The 3,062-nt window shown below is 72.4% G+C and carries 4 protein-coding genes; 1 reads left to right on the top strand and 3 read right to left on the bottom strand.

The window, feature by feature from the left end; genetic code table 11:
* Positions 1-49 precede the first annotated feature (49 nt).
* The 3 genes from bdeA to ACYVE9_RS20855 all read right to left on the bottom strand — a co-directional run bounded on the left by bdeA (position 50) and on the right by ACYVE9_RS20855 (position 1,918).
* On the bottom strand, positions 50-985 hold the full coding sequence (gene bdeA / locus ACYVE9_RS20845; RefSeq protein ID WP_461029414.1) for a bis(hydroxyethyl) terephthalate hydrolase: 936 nt from the start codon (positions 983-985) through the stop codon (positions 50-52).
* Between the two features lie 319 nt (positions 986-1,304).
* Complete coding sequence (locus tag ACYVE9_RS20850; RefSeq protein WP_461029415.1) at positions 1,305-1,682, bottom strand: toxin Doc; 378 nt, start codon at positions 1,680-1,682, stop codon at positions 1,305-1,307.
* On the bottom strand, positions 1,682-1,918 hold the full coding sequence (locus ACYVE9_RS20855) for a hypothetical protein (protein ID WP_461029416.1): 237 nt from the start codon (positions 1,916-1,918) through the stop codon (positions 1,682-1,684). The genes ACYVE9_RS20850 and ACYVE9_RS20855 overlap by 1 nt, the downstream gene beginning before the upstream one ends.
* Positions 1,919-2,233: 315 nt before the next feature.
* Here ACYVE9_RS20855 and ACYVE9_RS20860 point away from each other — a divergent pair.
* A partial coding sequence (locus ACYVE9_RS20860; protein WP_461029417.1) for an RNA polymerase sigma factor occupies positions 2,234-3,062 on the top strand: 829 nt, incomplete at its 3' end.

Consider the following 3,062-nt stretch of genomic DNA (forward strand, 5'->3'; position numbering starts at 1 on the left):
GGCGGAGGAATCCGCCGTCGCCCCGGGCCCGGTGGTGGAGCGGGTGGGGTCAGGAGTTGTGGGGGCAGTTGCCCCGGTACTCCTCGATCGTCGAGCTGGGCCGCGGCAGCGGGCAGAGGAACTGCTCGTAGCGGGTGTCGTTGTCGATGAAGCGCTTCAGCCAGGAGATGCTGTACTTCGCGATGGTCGTGTTCGAGCTGTTCGGCGCGAAGTGGCTGGCGTTGTTGAGCTCCAGGTAGGCCCGGTCCAGCGAGGACGGCAGCGACCGGTAGAACGGCTCGGCGTGCGAGGAGACGGAGGCGATCGAGTCCCGCTCCGCTCCGACGATCAGGGTCGGGGTGCGCAGCTCCGGCCAGGTCTTGTCGGTGTTCCAGGGGGTCAGCGGGATGGCCGCCTTCAGCGAGGTGCGGCTCTTGGCCGCCTCCAGTGAGCCGCCGCCGCCCATGGAGTGCCCCATCACGCCAAGCCGGTTGGAGTCGATCCGGCCGCGGACCGAGCTGCTTTCCGTCAGGTAGTCCAGCGCGGCGAGGAGCTGGCGTCCACGGCTGGACGGCTGGTCGAGCGTGCTGTTGGTGTCGATGGTGAAGATGACGAAGCCCTGTGAGGCCAGTCGGGGGCCGAGCCAGGCCATGGTCGACTGGGAGGCGGTGTAGCCGGGGGCGACGGCCACCGCGCCGAAGGTGCCGTCCGCGGTGGACGTCGGGTAGTAGATGGTGCCGCCGCCGAAGCCGCTCACCTGCCACGAGGAGACGGAGGTGTCCGAGACGGAGTACGGGCCGCGGGGCGCTTCGATGCTGGAGACGGTCGGCGCCGGGCCCCGCTCGTACGGGTTGTCGGCTGCGTGAGCGCTGGGAAGCAGCCCGGCGAAGAGGCCGACGGCCGCCGCGGCGGCGGCCAGTCCGAACCGGCGGGTGCGGAAGTGGTGCTTCGTCGCCCGGTGGTGGGACGGGGCGGCGGGATCGCCGGAGAGAAGGTGCTGCTGCACGTTGGGGGGTCCTCTCGGTCCTGACGGCACCACGCCGGGCACGGGAGTTGACCTGAAACCGTGGGGACGCACCGGGTGGAGACCGCCGTGTTGGCTGATGGCCTCCACAGTCGGGCCACGCCACCGACCGCACATCGGTAAGTTCGCCAGTCTCCCCGCCGGCCGCCGAACCGGTCGAGGCGCCCGCTCGGGCACCTCGACCGTCGAGCCGGGCCCAGCCCGGGCAGGCCCTCCGCACACCGGCGCCACTGGCCGCGCGGAACCGGCGGGGGAGCCGACGGAATGGGACCGGCGGAGTCGGAGCAGCCGTCCGGCCCGTTCAGACGCGCCAGGACCTGATGCGGTCCGCGGCCTCGTAGATGCCCGCCTCCCCGCCCAGTACCTCCCGGGCGAGATCCACCAGCGCGCCGTAGGGCGGGTCGATGCCTTCGCCGCTGAGGTGCATGTAGGCCACCGCGGCGGCGCAGGCGAAGCGGATGTTGCCGGCCGGCAGCGGCTTCAGCAGGGCGAGGGTGTGCAGCAGAGCGGCGGCCCGCCAGGCCGGATCCGAGTCGGTGCCCAACCTCGGCGGGTCGACGCGGTGGCGGGCGACGGCCGCGACCAGCGCGGAGAAGTCGGAGACGGCCGGCTGCTCGGGCAGGACCTCCTCGTGCCGCTGGAGCAGCCACGGAACGTCGATGAAGAGGTCAGGAGCCATCAGGCGACGGCGCGGGTATGCGGCTCGTCGTCGGGGAACGCCCGGGCGAACTCCTCGGCGTGCTCCCGGAAGAAGCGGCGGAAGACCTCCGCGCCCTCCTTCAGCGCTCGGTGGCGCGCGATGTCGACGGTCGTCGCCTCCCGGACGAGGGCCTTCAGGGTGACGCCCCGCTCCTGGGCGATCGCCCGGAGCTCCTCGAGCTCGTCGTTGCTGAATTCCACATTGAGCGCTGGCATGACTCCACGGTACCGACCCAGTACCCGGCTGACAATAAGAGCAGGTCAGCAGCTCCTCACGCAGGTACCGCGAGGGGGCTGCCCTGCTTGAGGGGCCGCCCGAACGGCCGGTCCGGCGCGGCCGGCCCGTCGCGTCGACGCCCGCGAGATGGCACTCCCGTCCCGGAAGGAGACAACCGCCACACGACGTTCGGTGCATCTTTCGTTGCCGGGGGCGCCGGCTGGGTCCAGGATTTCCGTTATCCCGGCCCGGGCTCGGTGGTCTCCCTGGTGTCGGAGCAGTGAGCGGTGAACCGGAGAAGGAAGTGGACTGGCGTGAACAGGGAACGTGAGGCCTCGACGATCGCGGCGGCGCAGGCGGGGGATCAGCGGGCGCGGGACGAGTTGGTCGCCGCGTACCTGCCGCTGGTCTACAACGTCGTCGGCAGAGCCCTGCACGGGCACGCCGACGTCGACGACGTGGTGCAGGAGACGATGCTGCGCGCGCTCGGCGGGCTGGGCTCGCTCCGCGCCCCGGACAGCTTCCGCTCATGGCTCGTCGCCATCACGATGAACCAGATACGCCGGCACTGGCAGACGCAGGGGGCGCAGCCTCAGGCGGGCCTGCATGACGCGCACGACGTGGCGGACCCGGGCGCCGACTTCGTGGACCTCACCATCGTGCGCCTCGGGTTGAGCGGCCAGCGGCGGGAGGTCGCGGAGGCCACCCGCTGGCTGGAGTCGGAGGACCGTGCGCTGCTGTCGCTGTGGTGGCTTGAGGCGGCCGGTGAGCTGACCCGTGAGGAGGTCGCCCGCGCCGTCGAGCTCTCCCCGCAGCACACCGCGGTGCGCGTCCAGCGTATGAAGGCACGGCTGGAGACGTCCCGTGCGGTGGTGCGGGCGCTGACGGCCGTGCCGCGCTGCCCGGACCTGCAGCGGGAACTGGCGGCCTGGGACGGGTCGCCGTCCGCGCTGTGGCGCAAGCGCCTGGCACGGCACACCCGCGAGTGCCCCACCTGCCACCGGCACGAGGGCGGGCTGATACCCGCCGAGGGGCTGCTGGTGGGCATCGCGCTGGTGCCGCCGTCGGCGGCCGTGCTGTCGGCGCTGGGCGCCCCCCAGACGGTACCGACGGCCGCGGTCGGCGCGAGTGAGACGGCGCCCG

The organism is Streptomyces sparsus (genome assembly GCF_054776295.1).